This is a genomic window from Acinetobacter sp. ANC_7654 (assembly GCF_056779855.1).
In genome coordinates, this window is the sequence record NZ_JBWYIR010000012.1 from 64,087 (window position 1) to 89,504 (window position 25,418).

The 25,418-nt window shown below is 40.2% G+C and carries 23 protein-coding genes; 5 read left to right on the top strand and 18 right to left on the bottom strand.

What is annotated here, in order from left to right:
- Positions 1-15 precede the first annotated feature (15 nt).
- The 17 genes from AC1M86_RS12820 to tviB form a co-directional block, all read right to left on the bottom strand.
- On the bottom strand, positions 16-1,155 hold the full coding sequence (locus AC1M86_RS12820) for a polysaccharide pyruvyl transferase family protein (protein ID WP_481608113.1): 1,140 nt from the start codon (positions 1,153-1,155) through the stop codon (positions 16-18).
- A complete protein-coding gene (locus AC1M86_RS12825) occupies positions 1,155-2,231 on the bottom strand; it encodes a nitroreductase family protein (RefSeq protein WP_481596452.1) in 1,077 nt (358 codons plus the stop codon). Before AC1M86_RS12825 ends, AC1M86_RS12820 begins: the two co-directional genes overlap by 1 nt.
- Positions 2,228-3,700, bottom strand: coding sequence for a lipopolysaccharide biosynthesis protein (locus AC1M86_RS12830; RefSeq protein ID WP_481608114.1), 1,473 nt, complete (start codon positions 3,698-3,700; stop codon positions 2,228-2,230). Before AC1M86_RS12830 ends, AC1M86_RS12825 begins: the two co-directional genes overlap by 4 nt.
- 5 nt (positions 3,701-3,705) lie before the next feature.
- Entirely contained in the window at positions 3,706-4,875 is a 1,170-nt protein-coding gene (locus tag AC1M86_RS12835; RefSeq protein WP_481608115.1) for a nucleotide sugar dehydrogenase, read from the bottom strand.
- Between the two features lie 220 nt (positions 4,876-5,095).
- Entirely contained in the window at positions 5,096-6,949 is a 1,854-nt protein-coding gene (locus AC1M86_RS12840) for a polysaccharide biosynthesis protein (RefSeq protein ID WP_481608116.1), read from the bottom strand.
- Between the two features lie 44 nt (positions 6,950-6,993).
- A complete protein-coding gene (locus tag AC1M86_RS12845; RefSeq protein ID WP_481608117.1) occupies positions 6,994-8,169 on the bottom strand; it encodes a DegT/DnrJ/EryC1/StrS family aminotransferase in 1,176 nt (391 codons plus the stop codon).
- A 16-nt stretch (positions 8,170-8,185) separates the two neighbouring features.
- Positions 8,186-8,863 (bottom strand): NeuD/PglB/VioB family sugar acetyltransferase, encoded by a 678-nt coding sequence (locus AC1M86_RS12850; protein ID WP_481608118.1) that lies wholly within the window; start codon positions 8,861-8,863, stop codon positions 8,186-8,188.
- A complete protein-coding gene (locus AC1M86_RS12855; protein ID WP_481608142.1) occupies positions 8,863-9,465 on the bottom strand; it encodes a sugar transferase in 603 nt (200 codons plus the stop codon). The genes AC1M86_RS12850 and AC1M86_RS12855 overlap by 1 nt, the downstream gene beginning before the upstream one ends.
- Before the next feature lie 16 nt (positions 9,466-9,481).
- Positions 9,482-10,024 (bottom strand): serine O-acetyltransferase, encoded by a 543-nt coding sequence (locus AC1M86_RS12860; RefSeq protein WP_104498391.1) that lies wholly within the window; start codon positions 10,022-10,024, stop codon positions 9,482-9,484.
- Positions 10,018-11,184, bottom strand: a complete 1,167-nt coding sequence (locus AC1M86_RS12865; protein ID WP_481608119.1) for a glycosyltransferase family 4 protein — start codon at positions 11,182-11,184, stop codon at positions 10,018-10,020. The genes AC1M86_RS12860 and AC1M86_RS12865 overlap by 7 nt, the downstream gene beginning before the upstream one ends.
- Positions 11,181-12,275 carry a glycosyltransferase gene (locus tag AC1M86_RS12870; protein ID WP_168390048.1) on the bottom strand — a complete coding sequence of 365 codons (1,095 nt, stop codon included), beginning with the start codon at positions 12,273-12,275 and terminating at the stop codon, positions 11,181-11,183. Before AC1M86_RS12870 ends, AC1M86_RS12865 begins: the two co-directional genes overlap by 4 nt.
- Positions 12,272-13,390 (bottom strand): glycosyltransferase, encoded by a 1,119-nt coding sequence (locus AC1M86_RS12875; RefSeq protein WP_481608120.1) that lies wholly within the window; start codon positions 13,388-13,390, stop codon positions 12,272-12,274. The genes AC1M86_RS12870 and AC1M86_RS12875 overlap by 4 nt, the downstream gene beginning before the upstream one ends.
- Before the next feature lie 31 nt (positions 13,391-13,421).
- Positions 13,422-13,970 carry an acyltransferase gene (locus tag AC1M86_RS12880; protein ID WP_481608121.1) on the bottom strand — a complete coding sequence of 183 codons (549 nt, stop codon included), beginning with the start codon at positions 13,968-13,970 and terminating at the stop codon, positions 13,422-13,424.
- 103 nt (positions 13,971-14,073) lie between these two features.
- A complete protein-coding gene (locus AC1M86_RS12885) occupies positions 14,074-14,667 on the bottom strand; it encodes an acyltransferase (RefSeq protein ID WP_104500427.1) in 594 nt (197 codons plus the stop codon).
- Complete coding sequence (locus AC1M86_RS12890; RefSeq protein ID WP_481608122.1) at positions 14,667-15,839, bottom strand: oligosaccharide flippase family protein; 1,173 nt, start codon at positions 15,837-15,839, stop codon at positions 14,667-14,669. The genes AC1M86_RS12885 and AC1M86_RS12890 overlap by 1 nt, the downstream gene beginning before the upstream one ends.
- Before the next feature lie 10 nt (positions 15,840-15,849).
- Positions 15,850-16,872, bottom strand: a complete 1,023-nt coding sequence (locus tag AC1M86_RS12895; RefSeq protein ID WP_481608123.1) for an NAD-dependent epimerase/dehydratase family protein — start codon at positions 16,870-16,872, stop codon at positions 15,850-15,852.
- 12 nt (positions 16,873-16,884) lie between these two features.
- A complete protein-coding gene (gene tviB, locus AC1M86_RS12900; RefSeq protein ID WP_481608124.1) occupies positions 16,885-18,162 on the bottom strand; it encodes a Vi polysaccharide biosynthesis UDP-N-acetylglucosamine C-6 dehydrogenase TviB in 1,278 nt (425 codons plus the stop codon).
- A 240-nt stretch (positions 18,163-18,402) separates the two neighbouring features.
- On the opposite strand from tviB, the gene AC1M86_RS12905 reads away from it, so the two are divergent.
- From AC1M86_RS12905 to bamJ (AC1M86_RS12925), 5 genes are all read left to right on the top strand, one after another.
- On the top strand, positions 18,403-19,506 hold the full coding sequence (locus tag AC1M86_RS12905; protein ID WP_481590662.1) for a polysaccharide biosynthesis/export family protein: 1,104 nt from the start codon (positions 18,403-18,405) through the stop codon (positions 19,504-19,506).
- Complete coding sequence (locus tag AC1M86_RS12910) at positions 19,506-19,934, top strand: low molecular weight protein-tyrosine-phosphatase (protein WP_481590661.1); 429 nt, start codon at positions 19,506-19,508, stop codon at positions 19,932-19,934. Before AC1M86_RS12905 ends, AC1M86_RS12910 begins: the two co-directional genes overlap by 1 nt.
- Positions 19,935-19,951: 17 nt before the next feature.
- Complete coding sequence (locus AC1M86_RS12915; RefSeq protein ID WP_481608125.1) at positions 19,952-22,144, top strand: polysaccharide biosynthesis tyrosine autokinase; 2,193 nt, start codon at positions 19,952-19,954, stop codon at positions 22,142-22,144.
- A gap of 182 nt (positions 22,145-22,326) precedes the next feature.
- Positions 22,327-23,034 (top strand): BamJ family beta-barrel-assembly machinery protein, encoded by a 708-nt coding sequence (bamJ, locus tag AC1M86_RS12920; RefSeq protein ID WP_481608126.1) that lies wholly within the window; start codon positions 22,327-22,329, stop codon positions 23,032-23,034.
- Between the two features lie 47 nt (positions 23,035-23,081).
- Entirely contained in the window at positions 23,082-23,771 is a 690-nt protein-coding gene (bamJ, locus tag AC1M86_RS12925; protein ID WP_481608127.1) for a BamJ family beta-barrel-assembly machinery protein, read from the top strand.
- A gap of 76 nt (positions 23,772-23,847) precedes the next feature.
- On the opposite strand, the gene murJ is transcribed toward bamJ (AC1M86_RS12925), so the two are convergent.
- Complete coding sequence (gene murJ / locus AC1M86_RS12930) at positions 23,848-25,401, bottom strand: murein biosynthesis integral membrane protein MurJ (protein WP_481608143.1); 1,554 nt, start codon at positions 25,399-25,401, stop codon at positions 23,848-23,850.
- Between the last annotated feature and the right edge of the window lie 17 nt (positions 25,402-25,418).

Below are 25,418 nucleotides of genomic sequence, written 5' to 3' on the forward strand. Positions count from 1 at the left end.
TTGACCTAGACTATATTAATAAAAGTTATCTATTTGCTTAAAAACTAATTCCCACATTTGATTCACTTCAGTCTTAATTCTGTTTGCAGCACTATTGATGTCTCTTGATTTATCCTCTCTATATTTATTTTGAGATAACTTCTCTATCAGAAACTCTAATTTATCTATATCCTTAAGATCATCAATTAATCCTTCGCTATTATCAAAATCTTTAAATAATTCAGGATACTTATGGGACCAACCTGCACCAATACAAGGCACGCCTTGTGATAGTGAGCTCACTAAAGCATGAAATCTCGAACCAATAACAAATTTTGATTGCCCTAAAATCCACTTCAAAACTCGCGGATCTTGGTCTTGAATAATAGCGACATTTTCATATTTACTACCTAATAATTTTATTACTTCAATATCTTCATAACCATCATGTAATATAAAAACTGGTGTTATATTATTTAAATTTATCAAATCAATTGATTTTTTCAAAAAATCAATATACTCATTTTTATCTACTATTTTATCCAACATCCTTACATTAGGAACTATTGCCACAAAATTTTCTGGTAACTTAATATCAGGCTTAGCTATAGGTTTAACATTTATGGTGAAATCTGGGCATTGTTTAAGCTTATCTGTGTTATGAATTAACTCTTTAGTCAATTCATACGATCTATTATCGCGCGCGAACACTAAGGAAGCACGTTCAAATAGATTTAGTGCCCATTTATTGACAGCTGGTTTCTCGTACGTACCTAATGCCTGTGGCAATAAGATTAATTTTTGGTGTAGTCTACTTTCACTATTCATCTTATTTGTAAGTTTTCTTGCCGCCCAATCACTCCATTGATCTGAAAATGCAAAGCCTGAAGCATCCAATACAATATCAATTTTTTTAGGTCCAATCGTATTACTACTTAAAATGGACATAATATATGAAATAATTGTCTTTTGTTTCTTAGACTCTAATACTGTAGTAGTTAAAAAACCATAACGCTTAATATCGGCTAGGCTACCAAAAGTTGATGCAACTGCAATTTTTGCTTCAGGATACTTCGATCGAACTTTTTCAGAAATTGCGATAGCCATTAACTCTGCGCCACGGTTATGGACTCCTGTACCATGAATTTCAAAAATCGGAGCTTTGACTTGTTTCATTACTTTTCACCTAAATTATTATATGTACGAATTTGATTTAATGGTTTTTTTGTGGAATTGGCTACCATACCATCTGGATCTGGATGACCAAAAGCAATCAGCATGACAGGACGCTCATCTGTAGCTAGATTCAATAAATTTGCCATTTTAGATTCTAGTTTAGGAACATCTGGCCAGTTTAGACAGCATGATCCTATTCCTTGCACTTCTAATGCATTTATAAATGACATAATTGCCAACGAACCATCAATATAAATTAAATGACGGTCACGCTCATGAGAATAATTACGTAATTTCCCAACTACTACTGCAATGCAAGGTATTTGCTTACCAAAGCCTGCTGTTCCCATTGGAAGTTTGGCTAATTCTGATACCAGTTGCTTATCATCAAATATACGGAACTCATAAGGTTGTCGATTACATGCAGTTGGTGAATAAGCGGCAACGTCAATAGCTTTATCTATGATTTCACGAGATACTGGCTTATCCTCAAACCAACGTACTGAACGGCGGTATTTGGCTAAAGTTAATAATTGATCGTAGCTAATATCTGGTTTGGTCGTCGTTGAGCGTAAATAAGGAATTTTTGAACATTCGTTATCATCTTGTGGCACAGATAATGATGCTTGGGCAACGGGTTCACGCAGAGGATCAACCACAGGATGACTTGGAGTGATTGCCATATATTCCTGCAACACATCCCGTGCCCATGCTAATTCACGAGCCTCAACCACATTAGATGCAACAGCTCGTATATATGCATCTACCGTTTCTTCTATATAGTTCAAACCAAATGGGACACGTCGCGGACGCATCAATAATCCTTTTTCAAGCCTGTGTGTATTACGGCGTAGTAAACTAGTATTAAAAATTGGATTTTTGAGCGATTGAGCATAAATTTTTTTGCCACTCAATACCGCACGATGCTCCCAGCCAAATCGCCATTGAAATGCATAATACAAATTGGACAAAAAGATACTATTTGCTGCAACATTTGTAGCAATATCATCAAGCTTTTCTAATATTGCTTTAATGATTTTTTTGAGAGATTGGAACAATTTTTTAGGTAGACTCATTTGACTATCGTCCCTATTATTTTCAAATATTGCCGTAAAATATTTCTGCCTTTTGGCAAAACTAAAACTGCTATAATAAATAAAATCAGATACATAAAACCACTAACAAGCAGATGTATTAACGGCTTGCTAATCTCTGCCATCCATTGCAATTGAACAAAATACATCATAATTGCAGATGCAAGCGAGGCAATCGCGGGAACAGCAATAGATGAAAAAAAGTCACGCGGCTTGATCGGAGTATCTTTAAAAAAGAAATACAGTGATGGATAAATTAATAAGTAATTAGCAATAGCATAAGCTGCTGCGACACCCTCAGCACTCCAGCGCACACCAACAACAAAAGCAATGCTCACTATAATGGCATTGACCACACCCCATAGTACATATAATCGTGATTTCCCTAGGCTTAGAAGAACTAGACCGCGTAATGTACCAACAGGCTGTATAAAGCCACTGATTCCCAACAATACAAAAATAGGAATCAGTTTCTCCCAACCTTTGCCCATAGCAACAGCTACAACATTTGTAGCATTCACGACTAAAAATGCCATTAATGGCATAGATAAGAATGCCAACAAAGTTGCTATTTTTTGGTAGTATGCTTTAAAAGCGATAGGATCGTGCTGTAATTTACTAAGTACGGGATATGCCACAGAATTAATTGGCTGTCTAAGACTTGCTATTGGCAACATCATCATTTGGTAAGCGCGGCTATAAAACCCCAAGGTCACAGCCCCCCAGACCTTGCCAATGAGGATATTATCCAAGTTCCGATGAAAATAATTTACTAATTCAAAAATAGTAACATTCGCACCAAAGCCAACAAGCTCACGCATTCCTGCTGTTTTTTTAGGACGACTGGGGCGAAATTTAGAGCCAAGAAAATACATCACAGTAGTAATTATTGCCCCAATGACCGTACCCCAAGCCAATGCCCAAAAGCCGTAGCCATAGAAAGCCATGACAATTGATACCACTAAAGTAGCTACTGCCCCTGCAATGTCAGCGATGACTTTAGGCCTAAATCGCATTTCTCGTTGCATTAAAGCTGAATGCTGTGCCCCCGCACTGGAAATCAAAAAAGTGCTGGACAACACCATAAGTACAGCCTGCAATTCTGGGCGTTCATAGAACCAGCTGATCAATGGAGCGCATAACATCGTTAATACTGTTAATAGCGCACCAATAGCTATATTTAACCAAAATAATGCGTTGGTTTGATCATAGGTTAAATCACCTTTTTGAATAGATGCAGTTGATAATCCCATATCACGAAACAATTGCATAAATGAGGTGATCGCCACCACCATGGCGATCAGACCAAAATCATCTGGCGATAGCAAACGAGAAAGAATGATGATAGAAGCAAGTTGCAGCACAATTTTAATCAATTGCGCCATCATCGTTAAGGCACCACTCTTAACCGCTTTCTTTCCTAAGTCTGACTTAGAAATTTTTTCCGCCATAGCAATCAGTCTGCACCAAACAAATCACGAGTAAAGACTTTTTCAAGAACATCTTCTAGATCAGTAACCATACGGTTTGTGACAATGATATCTGCTTGCTGTTTAAATTCAGATAGATCATTGACAACTTGGGAATGAAAGAATGTACTTTCTTTTAAGTTTGGCTCATAAACAATAACCTGAATGCCTTTTGCTTTTAATCGCTTCATTACACCCTGAATCGCAGACTGTCTAAAATTATCGCTTCCAGCTTTCATCACCAACCGATAAATACCCACAGTTTTAGGCTGTCTAGTTATAATTTGTTCAGCAATAAAGTCCTTGCGTGTTGTATTTGATTGAATAATTGCAGAGATTAAACTTTGCGGCACATCTTGATAATTCGCCAACAACTGCTTGGTATCTTTAGGCAGGCAATAACCACCATAACCGAACGACGGATTATTATAATGCGTGCCAATACGAGGATCTAATCCAACTGCCTGAATAATATCTTTGGCATTTAAATTCCGAAGTGCGCAATAGCTATCTAATTCATTAAAATAAGCCACACGCATAGCCAAATATGTATTTGAAAATAGTTTAACAGCTTCAGCTTCTGTCGCATCCATAAGCAGAACAGCAACATCATTTTTCAGACAAGCTGACTGAAATAATTGACCTATTTTAGTACCAATTTCCGACTTATCACCAACCACAATGCGTGAAGGGTATAAGTTGTCAAATAAAGCTTTACCTTCACGTAAAAATTCAGGAGAGAATACAATTTTTAAATTTGGAAATAAGTTCTGCATTTTTGCAGTAAAACCAACAGGAATCGTCGATTTGATTATTACAATTGCATTACTATTAATTTCATTTAGATCATTTAAAACTTGTTCAATTGAACTTGTATCAAAATAATTGGTTTTTTCATCGTAATTGGTTGGTGTCGCAATAATAATATATTCAGCACCTAAATAAGCTTCAGCCTTATCCAATGTCACATTAAAGTGAATTTCTCTTTTTAATAGATATTGCTCAATTATTTCATCCTGAATAGGTGACTCTAATTTTCTCAATAATCTAACGCGGTTTTCATCTATATCCAGTGCCGTTACCTGATGCTTTACTGCAAAAAGCATCGCATTTGAAAGACCAACATAGCCAGTACCTACAACTGTTATTTTAGACATCTATTGTCACCGCTCTTATTCCAAAATAGATACACAATTAGAAATCAATCCATGTATAACTATTTATATAATGCTTTATACTGAAAATTAGTAAAATACCAATAATCATCAAAGAATGATTATTAAGTTTAGAGTTTAACGGACAAGATTATACATATTTTTTTATTAAAAATTCTAAGTTCATTTATATAAATATACAATTTAATATAAAAGTCACAATTTATTTCCTCTTATTTATGTATCCATCTACATGTTTTTCAAGAATACTACCAATATTATCAAAACTTTCAGCCATATATTCCAACTCAAAATTCTGATAAATATTACGCATTTCATTTATTCCATAAAACTTCTCAAAAGACTTTAAAATTCTTTCATGTCCAGTCTTTTCTACATTTTCAGCATCAATCAACAATTCTTCATAGAGTTTTTCACCCGGACGTAACCCTGTAAACTGAATCTCAATATCGCCAATTCCATTTTCATCCATCGGTCGAAAGCCACTCAGGCGAATCATTTGTCGAGCCAAATCTACAATTTTTACCGATTCTCCCATATCAAGTAGGAACACATCACCGCCAGCCCCCATGGCACCCGCTTGAATCACCAACTGTGCAGCCTCAGGAATCGTCATAAAGTAACGTGTGACTTCAGGATGGGTCACTGTCACAGGACCGCCTTGAGCAATTTGCTTCTTAAATAACGGCACAACCGAACCTGATGAACCGAGTACATTGCCAAAACGCACAATACTGATTTGTGTTTTAGGATTGGTTGATGCCAAACCTTGGCAATACAACTCCGCCATACGTTTTGAAGCACCCATCACATTAGTTGGACGTACTGCTTTATCGGTCGAAATCAGCACAAAAGTTTCTACACCTTGTGCGACAGCTGCATCCACACTACGCTGTGTACCAATCGAGGTGTTATAAATCCCTTCAAAAGGATTGGCTTCTACCAAAGGTACATGCTTATAAGCGGCTGCGTGATAGACCGTTTGAACACTATATTGCTGCAAAATAAGTTCCAATTTTACTTGATTTGTCACAGAGCCTAAAACTGGAACAACCTGCACACCTGAAGTTTGTAATTCACGATCGATCGAATACAGCGCAAATTCAGACATCTCAAATAACACGAGCATTTTAGGCTCATGTTTGACGATCTGACGGCACAGTTCAGAACCAATCGACCCGCCTGCCCCAGTCACCATCACCACTTTATGTTTAATGTTCTTTTCTAAAAGCTCAGGTTTCGGTGGTACAGGATCACGTCCAAGCAAATCAATAATATCCACTTCACGAATATCAGATACTTGCACCTGACCATCGACCAATTGGGTGACGCCTGGCAACTCCATGATTTTCACATCTGAAGTATCAAAAGTATCAATAATTTCTTTTTTACGTGCCCGCCCAACAGAAGGCATTGCAAGCAAAACTTCTTCAATGCCAAATTTGCCCAATTTTTGCTGTGCTTTTTGCGACGCATAAATTTTTAAGCCACTCAAAGATTGCCCTTGTAAAGAACGTTTATCATCGATAAAACATACAGGCAGATAATTGTCTGAACGTTTTAAGGCTGCTGCAATTTGTTGTCCTGCTAGTCCTGCCCCATAAATCGCAACACGGCGTCTTCCCTGCTTAAGTGCAAAGGTTTTTAAAGTCAAATAGCGAATCAGTGCTCGACTCCACCACATATACGAAAACAGCATAAAGCCGTACATCAGTGGAATACTCATGGGAATAAAGGCAATATTCAGCTTTTTAATGGTATATAACGCCACGATCTGAATAAAGGTACCGATGGAAATACGGAGTAAATAGTCTTCATTGAATGAACGTACAATGGCACTATATACACCGAGTAAAATAAACGCCCCAATGCCAAACACACCCACATAGATATACCATGCCTCAAGCCCTTGCATGATCTGTACATTCGGACGGGCCAAACGAATCGCATAAGCCAACCACATCATGATCGGTAAAGCACAGATGTCCATCATCACCAAAAATATTTGTTTTTGGGGACGGGGTAAAGAGGCAAGCGATCGGATGATGTTTTTCACTATATGCTCATTCTAAAGGTATATATAGACAAATCAGCGCATCATTATGCCGAAATATATTGAACCACAGACTGCATCACTTTCAGCATAGTTTGCATACTGTGTTCAGACAAGGTTGGATGCACCAGAAACATCAGACTGCTTTCGCCTAAAGCTTTTGCATTGACTAAACGTGTTTCTGGACGCCACGGTGTCTCATCAAAGGCTTTTTCTAAATACACTTCTGAGCATGAACCGCTGAAACATGGCACCCCTTGCGCACTGATTTCCGCCATAATACGATCTCGCGACCAACCTTCAGGCAGGGTATCCACATTGACATGTACATAACATTTATAAGCAGCATGTACATAATCAGCTGCTAGTTTAGGCACAGTGAAATAAGGACTATGTTCAAATACCGCTTGGATCCGTGCCATATTAGCATTGCGTTTTGCTGTCCATTCCGGCATTTGTTTCAGTTGCAAACGACCAATCACTGCTTGCATTTCCATCATGCGCCAATTGGTGCCAAATGAGTCGTGCAACCAACGGAAACCCGGTGGATGTTGTTTGTTATAGACGCTATCAAAGTTTTTGCCGTGATCTTTGTAGGACCACATTGTTTTCCAAAGATGTTCATCATTGGTGGTGACCATACCACCTTCACCACCCGTGGTCATAATCTTGTCTTGGCAGAATGACCATGCGCCAATATGACCGATTGAACCTGCGGATTTGCCTTTATACATCGCACCATGCGCTTGGGCACAATCCTCAATCACGAAAATATCTTTTTCCTCAGCCAATTGCATGATTGGATCCATATCACACATCCAACCTGCCAAATGCACACAAATAATGGCTTTGGTCTTTGGCGTGATCACCGCTTCAATGGTACGGCGTGAGATATTTTGTGAGTCGAGTTCGACATCGGCAAAAATTGGATTGGCACCTGCGGTTATAATCGAACTTGCTGAAGCCAAGAATGTCCGTGAAGTGACAATCACATCATCGCCTGCGCCAATGTCTAGGGCTTTGAGCGCTAAATCCAGTGCCACTGTACCATTGGCTACCGCAACGGCATGTTGGGTTCCAACAAACTGTGCAAATTCCTTTTCAAATTCACGGCATTCTTGACCTGTCCAATAGTTAACTTTATTGGAAAGAAGGACTTTTGATACCGCATCGGCTTCTGCTTGGGTAAAGCTTGGCCAAGGCTCAAATGCACTGTTTAACATGGAATTTTCCTAAAACTTATTGTTGTGAAGTCGTGACAATCCGCGCAGGATTACCCACCACTGTTGCACCTGCAGGGACACTTTTGGTGACCACGGCGCCCATGCCGACAATCGCACCTTTGCCAATCACTAAAGGCTGATCAGGTGTGCCCTGCTTAATCACGGCACCTGCGCCAATATAGGCATGGTCATGAATATGAATATTGCCGTTGCATTTTACGCTTGGCGCAAAGGTAACGAAATCCCCAATCACACAATCATGCTCCACATAGCTATATAAATTGGCATGAAAGCATTTGCCGATTTTAATATTGGAGGTGATGGTGACAAATGGACTTAAGGCTGAACCTTCCGCGATGTATACTTCATCCATGAAAATAACGTTATCGGCAGAGATCGACCAAAGCTGAATGCCATCGGCTTCTAAACGTTGGGCGATTTTTTCGCGTACACGACTATTGGCGATCGCAATTTGCACGCATTTTGTCGATGCTGATTCATTTAAAAAGGCTGAATAATTCATAGCACGATGACCATTCACCGAACTTATTTCTGTCAAAGCATCATCGATGAAGACAATTTCAGATTGATCTTGTTCACGCGCCAATTGCTGACGTGACAGTTGTTGACGAGCAATGGGCATCAGACTACGCCCACAGCCTGAAGCACCATAAATCGCATAAAGAGTTGTCATTATTGTTGTTCCGGTGTGCCGGTAAATTTAGTCATGGTTGCCTCGCCTTCAGCGCTGATATCATCCTTAGCAATCACTTTTTTTATGGTTTTCAGCATGATTTTAAAATCGAGCCATAGCGACTGATGTTCAACATACCATGTATCAAGTTCGAATTTCTTTTCCCATGAAATGGCATTACGGCCATTCACTTGCGCATAACCGGTGATGCCCGGACGCACATTGTGGCGTTTAGCTTGTTGCTCATTATATAAAGGCAAATATTCCATCAAAAGTGGTCGCGGACCCACGATACTCATGTCGCCTTTAATCACATTCCATAGTTCAGGCATTTCATCCAAACTAGTTGCACGAAGCATTTTACCAAATGGCGTTAAACGCTCACTGTCGGGTAATGGATTGCCCTCAGCATCTAGCGCATCTTTCATGGTGCGAAACTTAATCATCTCGAATGGTTTACCATGTAAACCCGGTCTTACCTGACGGAACAACACAGGCGAACCCAAATTCTTTTTCACCTTCCGTGCCACAATAAAATACACCGGTGACAGCAGAATTAAAGCCGTGGAAGCAATGGTGATATCAATAATACGTTTTAACATTGAATTCCTCTGCCCCTTAGTCAAGATCTGTCCAACGTCTATTTACAGATTGACCTGCATTATTCATGTGAATCACTTTGGCATAATTTCCTACAGCCGTAGCATTTTCAGGAATATCTTTCGTCACCACACTACCCGCGCCAATCGTTGAATTATCACCAATCGTAATTGATTCCACGATACAAACATGAGGTCCAATATAAACATTATTACCAATTTTGGCTGCTCGACGACCACCATTGGCGCCAATCGTTGTGAATTGAGATAAATTGACGTTATGCCCAAGCTCTGCTGTGGGATTAATGACTAAAGGTCCACCATGTCCAATATATAAGCCATAGCCAATTTTAGTCGTGGTATGAATATCGATCCCATATTGCTTTCTTTTATAATAATAAATGGGATAAGCAAGTTTTGCTAAAAACGTTTTTGAACTGGCAATACGTAACCAAAATGAAAAATTAAAGCCGCGATTAAATAGGTAGTTTTTAATAAACAATTTAAAACTGACTTTTCCCGTATAACGATATAAATCGCTTTTGATGTATTTAATCAACATGCACCAGACTCTAAATTGATATCGATGATTCCCATTTCAGCAAGCATATGTTTATTCACCTGATGCACATCATATTTATTTAGGGCAATTTCACGGGAGCGTTGCCCCATCAGCTCGATGAGTTTTGGATCTTCAATAAAATATTGCATGCTTTTCACCAAATCATCGACTGATTTTACTTCGACCAAATAGCCGTTTACACCATGCGATACGGTTTCACGACAACCCGGCGCATCAGTGGTAATCACCGCACGTCCCATTGCCATGGCTTCTAGTACGGTACGTGGCGTACCTTCACGATAAGATGGCAATACATACACAGAGCTTTGTGCAATCGCAGGACGGACATCACTGAGTTTACCCCAATATTTGAGACAACCATCAGCCATCCATTGATCAAGTTCAGCATGGGTAATCGCAGATGGATTATCGTCAATCCAACCGACCAAATGAAATTCTGCTTCAGGATATTGCGCTTTGATGATGCGTGCCGATTCCGCATATTCACGTACACCTTTATCACCGAGCAGGCGTGCAATCAGCAAGAAAGATGCTTTGACCTGTCCTTGTGCATTTTTCGGTAAGGGCATCACATCAAAGTCTTGTACATTGACCCCTGAACCATTCACCACCACAGTCGGCTTATCGGCTTCAAGCAAATGCATGTCTTGGAACAGTTTTAAATCATCCGGATTTTGGAAAAAGATTTTGTCGCTATGTTTTAAGGCTTGGGCATATAAGCCATGTACCATTTTTTGGAACAGACTGCGCTTACCTGATTCGACATTTTGAAAGGCGTAACCGAGACCGGTAATTAACGCAAAACGATGCGGGACTTTTGCCAACCATGATGCCAAGGTGCCATAAATCACCGGTTTAATGGTATAGGACAGTACATAATCGGGTTGAATGTGACGAATCTGCTGATACAGTTTTTTTAGCAGTTTTAAATCCGCAAGTGGATTGGTACCCGTGCGTTGCATCGGAACTTCAAGCAAGTGATAGCCGAGTGCTTGCAGTTTTTGCCGTTCTTCGGGAAAGCTTGCAAACTCAGGTGCCATGATATGAATCTCATAGCCTTTGGCAGAAATCGCTTCCAATAATTTGCCACGAAAGTTCAGCACCGACGGCAAAAAACTACTGATCATTAAAAATTTCATGCCTGTTGGCTCCACACCTGCATATATTGACGGCTAACGGTCGCAATACTGAAATTCTGTTCAACACGTTCACGGGTTGCTTGTTTTAAAGCTTGTTTTTCTACTTCAGTTTTTTGTGCATATTGTAAAATCGCCTCTGCCAACGCTTGGGCATTACGTGGCGGAACAATACTGCCTAAATCCTGTACAATGTATTTAGCATCGCCGACATCTGTACTGATACACGGCAAACCAGATGCCATCGCTTCGACCAACACATTCGGGAAACCTTCAGTAATTGAGGTCATCAGGAATGCATCAATCGATTGATAAAAGGCAGGCATATCGGAGATTTGATCAAGCAGATGAATCTTTTTAGCATCTAACTGATATTGTTCAAATAAAGCTTTAACGTCAGGATTCTCTAAACTTGCCCCACCACCCGCAATTTTAAAGACGATGTTTTCATCTTTTAGCAAGCCCATAGTTTCAAACAAATACGGATAACCTTTGGCATGTCGATAATTACCAGCAAACCCAATCACCGTTGGCTGATTGAGCTGTAAATTCGGCTGAAATTTATCAAGAAATACGCCATTTGCAATCACATGCTGTTGAGCATTTTTAAAACCAAAACCAGTATGTTGCTGTTTCGATGAATGTGCACAGTAAATAATGGCACTTGGCTGTTTCGATAAAATTTGACTTAAACCGAGTGCAATTTTGGTGCTGATCGATTCATCTTTCGGTGATGCAAGCGAGTGATGAATACCCCACACGACATTCGGTTTGTGGGCTAAACCGATGACACTTAAACTCGTCAACGCATTGGCATGGTACATCCAACATTGTACGGTTTTAGGTTGTAGTTGTTTGAGTAGTCCACGCAGTTTTTTGATGATTCCAAGTGTATTTATGCCATTCCAACTGAGCGCATAATATGACTGGCAACGATCAAGCGTGCTTTGATGCACCTCCGATGTTTTCATCAAAGCAATAATGACATGCTGATAATGATCTTCCGTATATTGAATCAAGCGTGCCAACATCATTTCAGCACCACCCACCCCTGCAAAGTTGGTAATCACATGCACCATTAAAGGTTTACTCATGATGCAGACTCCATCATGCGCAAATACTGCTTCAACACGGTTTGTTTATGGAACTGCTGAATATGCGCGTTAAAGTCACGATCTGAATAGTGTACATAATCCGCAAAAATCGCTTTTTGCATCGCTTGAGTCAAACCTGCTTGATCATTACATTCGACCAATAAGCCAAATTTGGCGTGGTCTAAAATTTCACGTGGACCACTTGGGCAATCGGTACTGACCACTTTGACTTTCGATGCCAATCCCTGAATCAGCACCCCTGGCAAACCTTCCCAATTGGAACTTAAAACAAACAAAGATGCATATTTAAAATAGGCATAGGGATTGGCATCAAAACCAGGTAAATCCACCACATCGTTTAAACCCAATTCAGCCACCAAGACTTCAAACTCAGCACGTAACTCGCCTTCACCTAAAATAATCAGACGTGTATCTGCATACTGATCGTGTAAGGCTTTAAATGAACGAATCAGAAAGCCAAAGTTCTTGGCTTCAGTCAAACGCCCGACGGCTAAAATCACCTTGTTGCTGTCATTAAAAAAATGATGTGTCACAGGTGCTTTGAGCTTTTCGAAATAGGCATCATCGAGTACGGGATTATAAATGGTGCTCAAATTTTTATTCTTATAGCCGTAATATTCACGAAAATCGGCTTCGACACCTTTAGAGACACAGACCACTTGCTGTGCCATCGGATACGTCCAATTCACCAAGGTTTTCAATACAAATTTGGCGACGCCCTGCAACTTGATATTTTTCGACGGCGTCGACACTTCACGAAAGATCAAACGCGTGTTAACACCTGCTAGTTTTTTGGCAATGCCTGCCACAATATTGGTATGGGTTTGGGTGGCGACTAAGCAATCATATCGTTCGGTTTTGATTTTAATTTTTAAGGGAGTGATGCTATTCATCACCCGACCACAATTAAAATTCACCAACTCAATTTTAGGACTGACTTCTGGCAACAATTTGGCTTTTTCACCATTTAGATCACACACGCCCAAATGGATCTTCAGGCCTTGTTCAGCAAAACTATTGGCGAGTTGAATGACTGTACGTTCTGCACCGCCACCACCTAAGCTTGGCAAAAAGAACATGACTTTATTCAACATAATCAGACCTAAAATTTAAAATGGGAGAATATTAATGCGGAGTTTTTGAGGCTTGAATCACCATGGCACGTTCCACACGGGCACGGTAATCGGTGATGCCAATCAAGTCACTATCACTGGCACAGGTATTTTGAATTTTGGCTTGATAATCGGCAAAGTTTGAGACTACTTTGGCAGGCACACCAATTACTACGGCGTTATCGGGAATATCTTTGGTCACCACCGAACCTGCGCCGATCACCACATTCGAGCCAATGCTCACGCCCGGCATAATAATGCTATTTACACCAATAAACACGTGTGAGCCGACCTGAATCGGGGCAAAGCGTTGATAGCGTTTACCTTGAGCATCTTTGACCAAACAGGTACTGCCATCATGGGTAATAAACTTCACGCCTGAAGTGACCGTGACATGATCACCGATGGAGACTAAAAACGGTTCTGAGCCCCAATTTTTAATATAAATTCGGCAGTTTTCACCCACTTTGACCCCTTTTTTACGTGCATATGCAACACTGCCTTTGGCCATAAAATAAGCCAAATCAAACAGCTGTCGAAAAGCAGAAACAATAAATGCCATATACATGACCTATGTCAGGTTTCAAAAGAGGGAAAAATCTCTGAATATTTTACGCTGAAAATGCACTTGAAGATATGCGTGTCAAAGACACATGAAGCTTGCCTTAAAGCGCTTTGATTTTCTTGACGGGGCTACCGACATAAACCCCAGCATCATCCAATGGTTTAGACACTAAACTACAGGCACCAATGACGCTGTTGCTTGGAATGGTGACACCATCTAAAACGGTCACGCGCGCGCCTAGCCAAATATTTTCACCAAGGCTGACACCGAGTTTGGTAATCGCATCTTTGACCAAAAGATCAGGCTCACCAAATTTATGATTACTGGCAATCATAATACTTTGCGTGCCAATACGGGTGTTATCGCCAATGGTCACACCCCCACAGCCATTGATATAGGACTTAGAATTGATGCTGACATCTTTGCCAATCATGACTTTGCCACCAAAGCATTTGATGTAGCAGTTTTCACCAATAAAACTATTGTCGGCAATCTCAAGCACTGCACCATTTTCAACAATGAGACTGACATGATCGCCAATATAAACATTGTTGCCGATCTTCACTGTTCCACTGATATCAACCGTACAGCCCTTGCCGAAATAGCGAAACTTCGTGCCAAACGCCACGTTATAAAATTGCTGACGACATTGTGCAGTGAACCAATTCATCAGTTTTAAGAATTTAAAAAACATCAGTTTTTGCTTCTCCACACCACATATAAAATGGCAAAGTTATAGATAATCAGTGCCACAGGCACCGCTAACAGCATATAAATTTTATCGTCAAATAAAACATATAAGCCTACAAATAATGCGAACTTGATAATCAGTTCAACGATTTGCAGTTTAAATAGAACTTGGCTGTTGCGCTTAGCAATTAAAAAAGCCGAGCTAGGTGGATTACAGAAAATCGCCCAATAGCCCAAGGCGAAAATTTGGAAATAGCTTGAGATCCCGACCCATTCACTGCCAAAAACCCATAAATATAGAGATTCAGGCAAGATAAAGAAAATGGCAAATAAAGGTAGTGAAACCAGACTGAGCAGTACACTCGCCTTTAAAGCACTTTGATTGGATTCTGTGGTTTTAAATTTGCGAATAAAGAACTGACGCAAGGTTTGCGAAATCAGATTGATCGGCACACGTAAAGTCCGCTCAACAATGGCATAAAAACCCATCGCCTGCACACCAACAAAATGCGACACCACATAGTAAGGCAAGTTATGCGAAAAACTATTCAGCAAGGCATGTGGGGTATTGGCAAAGATAAAATCTTTATAGTTTTTAAATGCCTGCCAACTGACTTGATAGAGTTGATGTTTCAACAGATAAATCAGCACCGCCACAATCATAATGATCGAGCTGATGTTATAACTATTTACTAAACTAATTTGCATCACAAGCGGTAAAGACAGTTGCACCGCCACCACAATCGCACTGCGGAAAATATTTAAACCTGCACAGAAATATTCTTTGTGTGCGGAAAATTGATAGTTATACAGACTTTGAATCAGGGTATTGGCAAGCACACCAGTCGCGACAGCCCCTGCCATTTCAACATTTAAAATAAAACTAATGACAATGCCACTGATAATGGCAATGACCGTTGAGAACACCGCCCCTTCAAAGATCAGGCTTTTTTTATCCTGCTCCTCAGCGACCAATAAAGCTTGATCCAGACGTAAATTCGCCACCGTGGATAAAACACTAACAATCGCTAAAGCAATGCCGTATGCACCAAAGTCCGCAACAGAATACAGGCGCGTTAAAACAGGAAGTGCGATAAATGTCATTATCGCACCTGCCAATAAACTTAAGGTAATCAGCCCAATCGACTGATACTTTGCGAACAGTTTCGCAATCATCTGCTGAAGATCATTTTAAGTTATTTACGTACCAACGCATCGCCAGTTGAATGCCTTCGGCAATTTTAAATTCAGGTGCATAGCCCAAATATTGCTGAATTTTGGCAATACTCGCTTGTGAATGACGGACATCACCAGCACGGAAATCACGGTACACCGGATCACGTTCAAAATGCACATCATTTTCCGCAAGTGCTACTTGAATGGCACGGTATAATTCATTCAATGTCGTACGGTCACCGACTGCTACATTGTAAACCTGATTCTTGGCTTCATCCGATGCCGTCGCCGCCAAAATATTGGCTTGAACGGTGTTGTCGATAAAGCAGAAGTCACGACTGGTTTCACCATCGCCATTAATAAAGACATCTTCACCATTGATCATTGAAGCTGTCCATTTTGGAATCACCGCCGCATAGGCCCCATTTGGATCTTGGCGTTGGCCAAACACATTAAAGTAACGCAAACCAATCGCTTTAAAACCATAGCTACGGGCAAACACATCGGCATACAGTTCATTGACATACTTGGTCACGGCATATGGCGACAATGGATTACCGATGTTCTCTTCCACTTTTGGCAATGCAGGATGATCACCATAAGTTGAGCTACTCGCTGCATAAGTAAAGCTTGCTACACCAGCATCACGTGACGCGGTCAGCATATTTAAAAAACCACTGATATTAGTGTCATTGGTCGTGATTGGATCGGCAATAGAGCGCGGGACTGAACCAAGAGCTGCTTCGTGCAACACATAGTCCACACCTGCACAGGCTTTTTGGCAATCTGCAAACTGACGAATATCCCCTTCAATAAAGCGGAACTTTGCCCATTGCTCAGCAGTTACTAAACTTTGAACTTCATCCAAATTATGCTGATGACCTGTAGCAAAATTATCTAAACCTACTACCGTTTGATCTAATTTAAGTAATGTTTCTAAAAGGTTTGAGCCGATAAAGCCAGCAACCCCTGTCACCAGCCAAGTTTTTGGCTGTGCCTTAAGTTGCTCACATACCTGTTGATATTGATTCATGGGTATGTCCTCTTACAAACGTAAATCAGATTCGGCTTGAGATAACACATATTTCAAGTCATACAGTACATGTTCAGATTTACCTAAAGCACGGATGGCTTTCGCACCCATGGCTTTAAACTGTTCATGTGCCACGGCTAAAATCACGGCATCATATTTGTCATTTTCTAAAGTCGAAATTGGCTGAATGCCATATTCATGCTTAGCTTCTTGAGCATCAATCCATGGGTCATAGACATCGGCATCAATATGATATTCTTTGAGTTCATTCACGATATCAATGATGCGGGTATTACGGATATCAGGGCAGTTTTCCTTAAAGCTTAAACCTAAAATCAAGACTTTGGCATCTTCCACCTGAATGCGTTTTTTTAGCATGGCTTTAACAAGCTGCGTCACCACATAAGCACCCATGCCATCATTTAAACGACGACCTGCCAAAATAATTTCAGGGTGATAACCAATCGCTTGCGCTTTATGGGTTAAGTAGTACGGATCTACACCGATACAATGACCACCGACTAGCCCCGGACGAAACGGTAAGAAGTTCCATTTCGTACCAGCAGCTTGCAGCACCGCTTCGGTATCAATGCCCATTTTATTAAAGATCACTGCAAGCTCATTGATCAGCGCGATGTTCACGTCACGTTGGGTGTTTTCAATCACTTTAGCTGCTTCAGCGACTTTGATACTCGCTGCTTTATGGGTACCAGCTTCAATAATCAAGTTATAAACTTCATCGACAAAGTCAGCGACTTCTGGCGTTGAACCTGAAGTGATTTTTAAAATATTGGTGACACGGTGCAATTTATCACCTGGGTTAATACGCTCAGGACTATAACCTGCAAAGAAGTCTTGGTTAAATTTAAGACCTGATGCTTTTTCTAGTTCAGGAATACAGATTTCTTCTGTCGCACCTGGGTATACCGTAGATTCATAGACCACCACATCGCCTTTTTTCAGAACTTGCCCAATACTTTGCGATGCTTTAACAAGTGGGATAAGATCTGGCTGTTTATATTCATCAATTGGTGTTGGCACTGTGACAATATATAAATTACAGTCTTTTAGATCTTCTAAATTCGCACTATAAATCAACTGCGTAGACTGCGCTAACTCTTCTGATGAAACCTCTAATGTATGGTCATGCCCCTTACGCAACTCATCAATGCGTTTTTGATGGATATCAAAGCCCACGACAGGAACTTTTTTACCAAACTCAACAGCGAGCGGTAAACCGACGTAACCCAATCCGATAATGGCAATTTTTAGATTATAGAGATCATACATCTCTGAAGCCTTATATATGCTCTAAAATGGATATTCTACATCATTAATAGTTTGATAAAAATTACTCTTATTAAACTCCTTTAAGTCAGAGAAGTTATACTTTCTGCATTTAAAACATAAAGATAGCTTGGTTAAGATATATTTATTGTTTTAATTGGTATAAAATGTCGCTTAACTTTATTTAGTTAAGTTAAGATTAATTTTTGAATAATCATAAATGTATACAATATAGGAATACGAGTGAGTCACTATCGTTATAGTTTGCTGTTGGCATTAAGTTTAAGCTTTACAGGATGTGCTGTTACCTCAGGTCTTCAAACCTATGACTTACCTGAAGAAGGTGTTTTTCAGACGGATTTGGGCACTCAAGTCAATGTCATCAAACTCACTCAAGAGTCCCTTTTTGCTGTTCAACCTGCACAAGTCAATGTTCACCAAGATTTGGGACATTTGTTTCTACAAAATCAAAAACAATATCTACTCAGTGCTGGTGACGTATTATCCATTTATCTATGGGCATATCCAGAAATTACACCGCCCACCAATACCATTAATAATGAAGAAGCCATTAAATCTAACGGCTATCAAATCGACTCTCGTGGGTATATTCAATTTCCGATTATTGGACGTTATAAAGCGGCTGGCAAAAGTTTAGATCAAGTGAATCAAGAACTTCGTCAGTTACTTGCCCGTTATTTAAAAACACCTGATGTCATCGCTCGAGTTTTGTCTTACCAAGGTCAACGTTATTCAGTACAGGGCAATGTCATGAAAGGTGGTCAATATACACTAAATGATCAACCCACCAGTATCTATACGGCGCTTGGCTTAGCTGGTGGCGTCAACACACAATTTGGTGCGAATACATCGATTAGCCTCGTTCGAAATGGTCAAACTTATAATTTAAATTCGATTGAACTTGAGAAAGCAGGGTTTTCGCTACACAATCTTTTGGTGCAAGCTAACGATACGATTTATGTCAACTCTCGCGAAAACCAAAAAATCTATGTCATGGGTGAGTCAGGTAAAAACCAGTCCCTGCCGATGCGTGATCAAGGCATGACTTTGAGTGATGTGATTGGGGAGAGCTTAGGCCTGAATCCATTGTCAGCAAGCAGCAGTAAAATTTACGTCGTTAGAAGTCAAAGTGACTCACCGATGACTGAAATCTTCCATATGGATCTGTCTAGCATTGCTAATTTTGGTCTCGCCAATCAGTTTAAAATGCAAAGTAATGATATTGTTTATGTCGATGCAACGGGTCTAACGCGCTGGCAACGTGTGGTCAACCAGGTTATTCCTTTCTCCAATGCTTTATATAATTTAGATCGTTTGGGGAATTAATGAATTTTAAAAATATCTTAGTGGTCTGTATTGGAAATATCTGTCGAAGCCCCATGGCAGAGTATTTCCTAAAAGATGCATACCCTGATCGAAAAATTCACTCTGCTGGTATTTCTGGTCTAGTTGGCCATCCAGCAGATGATAAAGCATTACAATGTATGCAAAACTTCGGTATAAATATGCAAGATCATGTGGCGCGTAAACTGAATGCTGAATTGGTCAAAAATGCGGATTTGATTCTTGTCATGAGCCAGAACCAACAGAAGCATATCGAACAAACATGGCCATACGCAAAAGGAAAAACCTTTCGCTTGGGGCACTGGCGTGAAAAAAATATTGCGGATCCCTATCAACACGATCAAGCATTCTTTAATGACACCTGTCAGTTGATTCAGAATTGTATCGCTGATTGGAAAAAACACCTTTAATATTTTGAATAAAGATTATGAGTCAAACCGCGAATACCGAAGATACAATTGATTTAAAAGAATTATTTTTTTCATTAATCGCACAATGGAAATTGATTGCCTTATGTGTGATTTTGAGTCTGGTCTGTGCCCTACTCTACTTACGTACAACACCAGATACTTATTCTGTAGATGCTTTGGTTCAAGTTGAAGAAAGCAAAGGTGCCTCTGCAGCACTTTTGGGTGATCTATCAAGTATGATTGAGCAGAAACAACCTGCTCAAGCAGAAATTGAAATCCTGAAATCTCGATTAGTCCTCGGCTCAGTGATCAATCAATTGAATCTTGATTTGAAAATTGAAGGAACTCAAAACTCATTTTTCGATCGGTTGTTTGCACCACATGACTATTCGACCAACTATTCACGTCAATCTGTAATTTTTAACGATGACGAACAATCTTTTGCGATTCCCCATTTCCATGTTCCTCAGAAATTTCGTGACCGTGCATTGGCACTTAATTTTACTGAGAAACAATTTACCCTGACGGATATAAAAACCGAAGAAGTGGTGCTAAAAGGTTCAGTAAACCAACTCAATCAAAGCTCTACCCGTGATGGCGTATGGAAAGTTGAGATTCGCACACAAGATCAATTGAATGACGGCTATCTCATCACCAAACAATCTTTACCAGCTGCGATGAAATCACTTTTGGCCAACTATTCAGTGGCTGAAAAAGGGAAAATGACTGGAGTTCTAGGGCTAAACTATCAAGGTCAAGATAAAGAGCACATTACAAAAGTCCTGAATACGATTTTAAATGCGTATAGTCAGCAAAATGTAGAACGACGTTCTGCTGAAACAGCTCAAACATTGAAATTCTTGGATGAACAACTCCCAGAACTAAAACAACAACTGGATGTCGCCGAACGTGAATTTAACAAATTCCGTCAAGGCTTTAATACGGTTGATGTCACCAAAGAATCTGAATTGTATTTAACACAAAGCGTTGCTTTAGAAACACAAAAAGCTGAACTTGAGCAAAAAGTGGCTGAAGCGGGTGCGAAATACACCAATGAACATCCAATCATGCAACAAATGAACGCTCAACTTGGTGCGATCAATAAAAAAATCAATGAATTGGATGGCACCTTAAAACAACTCCCTGACTTGCAACGTCGCTATCTACAGTTATTCCGTGAAGTTGAAGTCAAACAACAGTTGTATACAGCTTTGCTGAATTCGTACCAACAACTTCGTATTGCGAAAGCGGGGGAAATTGGCAATGTTCGTATTGTTGATACGGCCGTAGAACCAATTGAACCAATTAAACCCAAGAAACTGATTGTTTTAGTGTTATCGATATTTGTTGGCGGTTTCCTCGGGACACTTCTGGCGCTGTTACGTAATATGATGCGTTCAGGCATCAAAGATTCTAGTCAAATTGAAAATGAATTAGATCTACCGGTTTATGCAACAGTACCGCGTTCGCCAGTACAAGAAAGCCGAATTAAGATGCTGAAAAAGCATAAGAAAATCCCAATTCTTGCCATTAAGAATAGCGATGATATTGCGATTGAAAGTTTACGCAGTATGCGCACGGCGATTCATTTTGCGCTGAGTTCAGCTCGAAATAATGTGATTATGATTTCTGGTCCTGCACCTGAAGTGGGTAAATCATTTATTTCAACCAATTTAGCAACAATATTAGCGCAAGCCGACAAACGTGTTTTGATTATTGATGCTGACTTACGTCGTGGTTATCTACACAAATATTTCAATATCGACACACAGCCAGGTTTGACTGATTACATGACTGATCAGCACTCTCTACAAAATATTATTCGAGACACTGAAGTCTCTGGTTTAAGTGTGATCACTCGTGGTAAGAGTCCGAGCAATCCATCGGAGATGTTGAGTTCTGAAAATTTCAAACAGTTGCTTGAACAGCTTTCAACACAGTTTGATCATGTGATCATTGACACGCCACCTATACTTGCGGTGACTGACGGTATTATCATTTCGCAATATGCAGGTGTAAATCTGGTCATTGCTCGCTATGCGAAGACACAAATGAAAGAACTCGAAATCACAGTCAATCGTTTCGAACAAGCCGGTGTGAAAGTAAATGGCTTTATTTTAAATGACATTCAACGTAGTGCTGGCGGTTATGGTTACGGATATGGCTATAACTATGCGTATGCATATAAAGCCTCAAAGGACAATGATTAATTATTGTTGAATAAAAGCCTGATCTATTCAGGCTTTTTTTATGCCGATCAAACACTTTATATTTGTGAAATTTTGTTGATTTCATTGAAATTCTATATCGCTGAAAGTGAATTGACGCTATGCTGTTTTGGTTCCGCGATTTTAGAATGTCGCACATATAATTGAAAAAAATTGGAAATCTCATGAGTAAAGCTTTACCCATCGCTGTTGCTGTCGTTTTAGGCGGTGCTGCGCTCGTCCCTGTTTATTATGCAAGTCAACATCCAACATCTGCGACAGTTTCTAGCATGACTGCTGATGCAAAACCGATTGATAAAATCAGTTATGCACTGGGTTATGAAGTTGCCAGCCAAACTCCTCCTGAAGTTGCCATTGATCCGTTTATTGTCGGTGTCCGTGAAGCGCATGCTAAAAAAGAACGTGCCTATACCGATGAAGAACTACAAACTGCTTATGTGGCTTTACAAAAAGAATTAGAAGAAAAGAAAGTCGAAGACTCTAAAGCTGCCAATGCACAAAGCAATAGCTTCCTTGCTGAAAATGCAAAAAAACCGAATGTTAAAACAACTGCTTCTGGTTTGCAGTATCTCGTCAGCAAAGAAGGTACAGGCAAACAACCTGCTGCAAACTCCGTGGTTAAAGTGCATTACACCGGTAAATTACTTGATGGCAAAGTCTTTGATAGCTCGGTTGAACGTGGTGAACCGATTGAATTTCCGTTGAATCAGGTCATCCCTGGTTGGACCGAAGGCCTACAATTGATGAAGGAAGGCGGTAAAGCAACCTTATATATTCCATCAAATCTGGCTTATGGTGAACAGGGTGTTCCTGGTACGATTCCACCAAACAGCACACTCATTTTTGATGTTGACTTAATCGAAGTCAAATAAGTTAATCAAAAGGAGAGCCTTCAGCTCTCCTTTTTTGGATTTGAATGATGAAAAAAATCTCTATATTAAGCAGTCTGCTGATCCTCAGCTCTGCCTCATTTGCGGCAAACATTAGCAATAAAAGTACTGAAAAAGATCAGCTCGGATATAGCTATGGCTATGTGATGGGACGCACTAATGCGGATACATTAAAAGATATTAATTTGGATGCTTTTATTGAAGGATTGAAACAAGGCTCAACCGGTCAAAAATCGAGTTTAACCGATCAAGAAATGGCGCAGGCTTTAACCAAATACAAAAAGCAAAGCGAATCGAAACAGCTGATTGAATTTCAAAAATTAGCTGCAGAAAATTTAAAATCTGGGCAGCAATTTTTACAAGAGAATGCCAAGAAAGCAGGTATCGTCACACGACCAACAGGGCTGCAATATCAAGTGATTCAGCAAGGTCAAGGCAAAACACCTAAAGCGACGTCAAAAGTGAAAGTTCATTATGAAGGGCGTTTGATCGATGGCACAGTATTCGATAGTTCGATCGCGCGTAATCAAACGGTTGAATTCCAAGTGAGTCAAGTCATTCCGGGTTGGACTGAAGGCTTACAACTCATGAAGGAAGGTGCTAAATACCGCTTCTTTATTCCTGCTGATTTGGCCTATGGTGAGATCGGTTCGGGCGATGCGATTGAGCCGAACAGCACCTTAATCTTTGATGTCGAACTTTTAAAAGTTTTGCCTTAAGGTTCACATGACTTATAAAAAAAACATCGCGGAAGCGATGTTTTTTTATGTTTTTATTGAGAGTCTGTTTGAAGCATTAGCCGTGTTTTAACTGTCTTGGTCTAAAGCCAGTCGCAAATAAACCCATTACATAGGCAACCACACCTAATACACAAAGAGCAAGCACTTCAAATACACGAATCCACGGTGCTACATCTGGGTTATACCAGCTTAGGCCATACCATAGGGCTGCGATCATCACGGCGTTGCCCACCATAAATTGGAAAAATAACTTTTTCCAGTGCGGACCAAATCGGAATATTTCACGCTTGTGTAAATAGAAATATAGCATCCCTGCATTGACTAAAGCAGAACCTGTAGATGACAACGCCAATGCCATATGGAGTTCTTCCCAGCCCATCCATTTGAAGATACCAATAAAAACCACATTGAGGATGGCGTTGGCTGCAACAGCCATTAGGCCAACACGTACTGGGGTTTTGGTATCTTGAATCGCATAAAATCCAGGAGCAAAGACTTTAATCAACATAAATGCCAAAACACCACCACTCATACATTGTAATGCCAAAGCGGTCATTTCTGTCGCTCGTGCATCAAAAGCACCGTGTTGGAACAGCGCTTGAATAATCGGTGTAGACAACATAAATAAAGCGATACTGGCTGGGATACCAGCAAATACGATGACACGTGCAGCCCAATCTAACATAGCCTTAAATTTAGTTTGATCCTGTTCAGCTTTACGCGCAGAGAGTGCAGGCAGAATCACCGTTCCGATGGCTACACCAATTAAGCCTAAAGGCAATTCGGTCATCCGTTCTGCTGTATAAAGCCATGACACAGAACCATTTTGCATAAAAGACGCCCAAATGGTATTGAGCAGCAAATTAATTTGTGTGACTGAAACCCCAAACAGTGCAGGCAACATTAATTTTAAAATACGCTCGACACCTTCGTGCTTAAAATCAACTTTGGGTGGAATCAGGAGTTTTTTGCGCCAAAGCTCCGGAATTTGTAGGGCTAATTGCAAAATGCCAGCAAACACCACTGCCCAACCCAATGCCATAATGGGTGTTTCCATATATGGTGACAGCCACAAAGCCCCTGCAATCATTGCAATATTCAACAATACTGGCGCAAATGCAGGTGTGGTGAACGAGCCATAGCTGTTTAAGATACTGCTGGCAAATGCCGTCAGCGACATAAACATCAGGTAGGGAATGGTGAGACGGAATAAGTCGACTGATAAATCAAATTTGGCTGCATCGGCATGAAATCCTGGCGCATAAACATACAATATCGCAGGTGCAACAATCATACACAGCAAAGTTAATGCCGTCATTACGGTAAGCAAACATCCAAATACCCGACTAATTAAGATCTGAACTTCAGCATGGAGTTTGGTGGTTTTATATTCTGTGAGAACAGGAATAAATGCTTGGGAAAATGCACCTTCGGCAAAAAGACGCCTAAAAAAGTTGGGAATACGGAACGCTACGACAAAAGTATCGAAGTCTTTCCCTGCCCCAAACACATTTAACAGCACCATGTCTCGAATAAGCCCCATGACACGAGACAACATGGTCATTGCACTCACAATAAAGGTGGATCGCCAAAGCGCCATCATATTCACCACTTTAAAAGATTGAC